3 protein-coding genes and 1 pseudogene are annotated in these 4,804 nt (G+C 54.6%); 3 read left to right on the plus strand and 1 reads right to left on the minus strand.

The features are described from left to right. From AC3B8H_RS18600 to AC3B8H_RS18610, 3 genes and pseudogenes are all read left to right on the plus strand, one after another. Nucleotides 1-569, plus strand: a pseudogene (locus tag AC3B8H_RS18600) (hypothetical protein); the annotation flags it as partial. Nucleotide 570: 1 nt separating this feature from the next. Continuing rightward, entirely contained in the window at nucleotides 571-2,316 is a 1,746-nt protein-coding gene (locus tag AC3B8H_RS18605) for a lipopolysaccharide biosynthesis protein (protein ID WP_488443025.1), read from the plus strand. 18 nt (nucleotides 2,317-2,334) lie between these two features. Beyond that, nucleotides 2,335-3,111: a CpsD/CapB family tyrosine-protein kinase gene (locus AC3B8H_RS18610; RefSeq protein ID WP_488443026.1), complete on the plus strand. Its 777-nt coding sequence runs from the start codon at nucleotides 2,335-2,337 to the stop codon at nucleotides 3,109-3,111. Between the two features lie 347 nt (nucleotides 3,112-3,458). Here the strand turns inward: AC3B8H_RS18610 and AC3B8H_RS18615 are convergent, their stop codons facing one another. Next, a complete protein-coding gene (locus tag AC3B8H_RS18615; protein ID WP_488443027.1) occupies nucleotides 3,459-4,532 on the minus strand; it encodes a sigma-54 interaction domain-containing protein in 1,074 nt (357 codons plus the stop codon). Nucleotides 4,533-4,804: the final 272 nt, after the last annotated feature.

Consider the following 4,804-nt stretch of genomic DNA (forward strand, 5'->3'; position numbering starts at 1 on the left):
AGTCGCAAACGTTGACTTATCAAGCAGGCATGCAATATACCGTTAACGAAACGACACAGATATCGTTGTCAGCTGGTCTAAGGGATACCGATACGCAATCGTCTAGCATTACAAAGTTACTCGGAACTCCCATTAGCCACACAGCACAATCATCCAACAACATCGGTCACGTATTTTCCGCCAACTTGTTGCACGCGGAAGAATGGGGTAACTTCAATCTATCTGCCGGACAACAGTTAAATCCCGCCAGTAGCGGCACTCAACAACAGTCCACTACTTTCGGGCTGCGCGGAAAATACAATTTAAACGACCGCCTGAGCACAGGATTGAACGCCAGCTATTTGATCTCGGAATCGCAGTCGACCTTGAGCGCAGCAAATACCAATACCAGTCGTACCTATTTAACAATTTCCCCAAATTTACGCTGGCGCTGCACGGAAAATATAGACCTTGACCTTTCTTACAGCTACCGAGATAGGACATACGAATCCCAAAATCAAACAGCTATCGGCAACAGCATACAGCTACAATTTTCTTATCAACCGCAAATCAATCGTCAGGTGAAATAGCGTGGACAATCAAACCCTCGACATTAAGGACTACCTAAAAATCATCAAGCGACGTAGACGGTTTTTATATACTCCCTTCCTGGCTATTGCGCTGATTGCTGCCATACTCGCCGCAGCGCTGCCGGCCACCTACCGCTCGACATCCACAATCCTTATTGAAGCGCAGGAAATTCCGGTCGATTTGGTACGTTCGACCGTGACGACCTTCGCCGATCAACGTATCCAGGTGATTAGCCAACGCATCATGACCCGGCCCAATCTATCGGAAATCATTAGAAAGTACGATTTATACGCCGACGACCGAAAAAGCGATCCCGAAGAAATCATTTTGGAAAAAATGCGCGGACTGATCAAGGTTGAAACCATCAGCGCCGACGTGGCCGACCAGCGTAACGGCAAACCCACTCAAGCGACGATCGCGTTCACATTGACCTTCGACGATCGCTCGCCGGTATTGGCGCAAAAAGTTGCCAACGAGCTGACTTCGTTATTTTTGAAAGAAAACATCAAAGCCCGTACCGAATCCGCTGAAAACGCGGCGATGTTCCTGAGCGAGGAATCCAAACGCTTGAAGGCCAAAATCCAGGAAATTCAAAACGCGTTGGCGAATTTCAAGGAAAAAAATCTGAATCAATTGCCGCAAATCAGCGCCTTGAACCAACAGGAACTGACTTCCTTAAGCAACCAATTGTTGTCGCTCGACAGCCAGGAGCGCTCGCTGCAGGACCGGCGCTTTTATCTGGAAGGCGAACTGGCGCAACTCGATCCCAATGCACTGGCGGTCAACGCAACCGGCAACCGGGTTTTCGATATGAAAGACCGTTTGAAGGAACTGCAATCCCAATATCCCTCGGTGTTGTCCACCCATTCCGCCAGCCATCCGGACGTCATTAAAATCAAGCGCGAAATCGATTCCTTGCAAAAAGAGATCGGCTCCAACGACGACTTGAACAAACTGAACGCCGAGCTGACCGACAAAAAAGCCGAGCAAGCCCTGCTATTGAAGCAATACTCCGAGAAACACCCGGATGTACAAAAACTGCAGAAGCAGATCGCCGCGTTGCAGCAAAGCCTGGTTGAGGCCAAATCGTCGGACTACAGCAATGCCTCGCTAAAACCGGACAATCCGGCCTATATCACATTGAAATCTCAGCTTGATTCGGTCAATACCGAAATCGAATCGCTTAACTACACTCGCGGAAAAATCCAAACCAAAATGGAGGAATTGCGTAGCAGCCTGCGCCAAGCCCCGCTGGTCGAGAAGGAATACAGCGATTTGATCCAGGAGCTGGACAACACCAATCTGCGCTACCGTGAAGTGAGCGCCCGCGAGATGGAAGCACAAATCTCGCAACAATTGGAATTGGAACGCAAGGGCGAGCGTTTTACGCTGATCGACCCGCCGCAAGAGCCGCTGGAACCGTTTAGCCCCAACCGTCTTGCGATCTTGGTGCTCGGCATGGTCTTCGCGGGTGCCTGCGGCTTCGGTGCCGTCGCGCTGGCTGAGATGCTGGATTCCACCATCAATAGCCCAAAGGCCGTCGCGGCGATTCTGGGCGCGGAACCGCTGGCTACCATACCCTATCTGGAAAGCCAGCAGGAGAGGCAGCAAATCAGCCGGCATCGGCGAACTCTGATCATTGCGGTGATCGGCGCCGGTATTGCAGCGTTAATCGCATTTCATTTCATCGTCATGCCGCTCGACGTATTTTGGTACAAACTGCTGCGCGTAGCGGGCAACGCTTAAAACACCAGGGAACCCGCCATGAACTCCATCGAAAATTTAGCGGATAAAAACACCGTAAACCCGGCCGCCGGACTGCCTAACGATAAGGTCAACATCGCCTATACCCAGACCAAGGTACAAAAAGCCGACGAGCGCCTGCTCAAGCATAATAGGATCATTTCCGCCTTTCCTCAGGGGAAATGGCTGGAGTCCTATCGCATGTTGCGCACCCGTTGCCTGCAACAAATGGATGCAATGGAATGGAAAACCGTGGCCATCACCAGTACCGGCTCAGGCACCGGCAACAGTCTGACCGCCGCTAACTTGGCCATCAGCATGGCGATGGAACTGGACCGCACCGCTTTGTTGGTGGACGCCAATCTGCAAAACCCCAGCCAACATCAGTTGTTCGGCTTTCAGCAAGGCGCCGGCCTGAGCGACTACCTGCTCAACGACAGTGAGTTGAGCACGATGTTGATCAACCCCGGCATTGAACGTCTGGTGGTTTTACCGGCCGGCAAACCACTATTCAACTCGACCGAGATGCTGCGCTCGCCGAAAATGGTTCGCCTGGTCAACGAATTGAAGAGCCGCTATCCGTCGCGGATTATCATATTCGACATGCCGCCGATATTGTCGCACGACGATACCTTGGGCTTTTCGCCCTACGTCGATTGCGTGTTGCTGGTCGTCGACGAAGGGCATACCAAAACCGAGGAACTCAAGCACGCCGCCAACCTGTTGAAAGGCATAGACCTGCTCGGCAGCATATTCAATAAAGCCACCGACGACAAACTCTCTTTCGAGCAAGGCTGAATTTCGCCCGTGAAAGCTTGTTGAAGTGAGAACCGGCCCCAAACAGTTGAACCATCGGTAGCGTGCTCGAGCACGAAGATACCGAAAAACTGGTTCAGCTTTGCGAGGAGGTGTTAACGCCGCATGGGGGCTAGCTGTATGATGGCTATACGATACTTGCGCCGGCCTCTTGGCGTAAAGCCGGCGGTCTGGCAACGGAATGGTCGCATGGCGAACGTCCCACCTGAACGCGCCGCGAAGTTCCGCTAACTTGACCTCTCAAATCACGGCGCCGCGATCCGCTTACCGCGTGATCCTTTACAGTCACTTGCTAGGCCAACTCAAATACCGCTCAACGCCCTGCCCGCTCAATCCCGAGCCTGCGGGTAGTTGGCCGGCAATTTGCGGCTTCCGCTCGGGAGCATGCCGTAGAGGCCCAGTTTGTGGCGCAAGACGTTGCGGCTGATGTCCAGCAGACGGGCGGCCTGTACCTGGTTTTCCTCGCAAAACTCGAAGGCGGTGCGGATCACGGTTTCTTCGATGATGTCGAACAATTTGGGCGGGGCCTGCTCGCACAGGCGTTGCAGCGCGGTTTCCAACGAGCTGGTGGAAACCGCCGGCCCGGATTGCGCGGTTCTGATACCGGACAACTTGAAATCCTCGGGCCGCAAGCGATTGCCGGGACACACCAGCAAGGCGCGATGCACCGCATTTTCCAGCTCGCGAATATTGCCGGGCCAATCGTAATTCAACAAGGTTAGTTCGGTGGCCGGCGACAATTTGATTTCGCTGTATCCCAGACGCTCGCCATAAACTTTCAGAAAATGCCTGGCCAACGGCAGAATGTCGCCCGGCCGCTCGCGCAACGGCAATAATTGGATGGCGGCGACGTTAAACCGGTAATACAGGTCGGCTCGAAAATGCGAGGCCGCCACCGCTTCCTCCAGATTGACGTTGGTGGCCGCGATCACGCGAACGTCCACCGGCGACGCCTGGCGGGCGCCGACCTTGACGACTTCCCGCTCCTGCAGCACCCTCAACAGCTTGGCTTGCAACGACAACGGCAGGTCGCCGACTTCGTCGAGAAACAGGCTGCCGCGATTGGCCGTTTCGAACCAGCCGGTTTTGGTCGTGAATGCCCCGGTGAACGCGCCTTTCTCGTAACCGAACAATTCGCTTTCGATCAAATTCTCGCTCAACGCGGCACAGTTCAACGCGCCGAATGGTCCTTGCGCGCGCTTGCTCAGCGCATGAATGTGCCGGGCCACCAGTTCCTTACCGGTGCCGGTCTCGCCGATGATCAATACCGTCGCGTCGCTGGGGGCGATGCGCTCGATATGCTCCAACAAGTGGCGGGACGATGGGTCCTCGAAAACCATCGCGGTGGCGCGCACCGAGCTGGTCTTGGCGCGTTGCTGTTCGTCGAAAGCCAATAGTGTCATGTTTAATCCCCTGCGCTTGCCGACGGCGCTCGGCCGCCGGAAAGTTCGTTTCCTAAAATTCGTATCCAGTCCGTGTTCGAACCGTTCCCAGCGGACGCCCTTGGCGATGGCCTGCGGCTTGCTTCGCCCGCAACCGGCCTTGCCCCAAGGCGTCCGTAAAATCAATGCACCACGCTATCGGCTATTGACGGCGAGCCGGCTTTAGCGGTTTTCAGCGTCAATGCCTGCCCGCGGCGGCCGCTCAATTCCGCGTGTATCCCGGCCATGATCGA

The sequence above is a fragment of the Methylomonas sp. BG-2 genome (genome assembly GCF_057766305.1).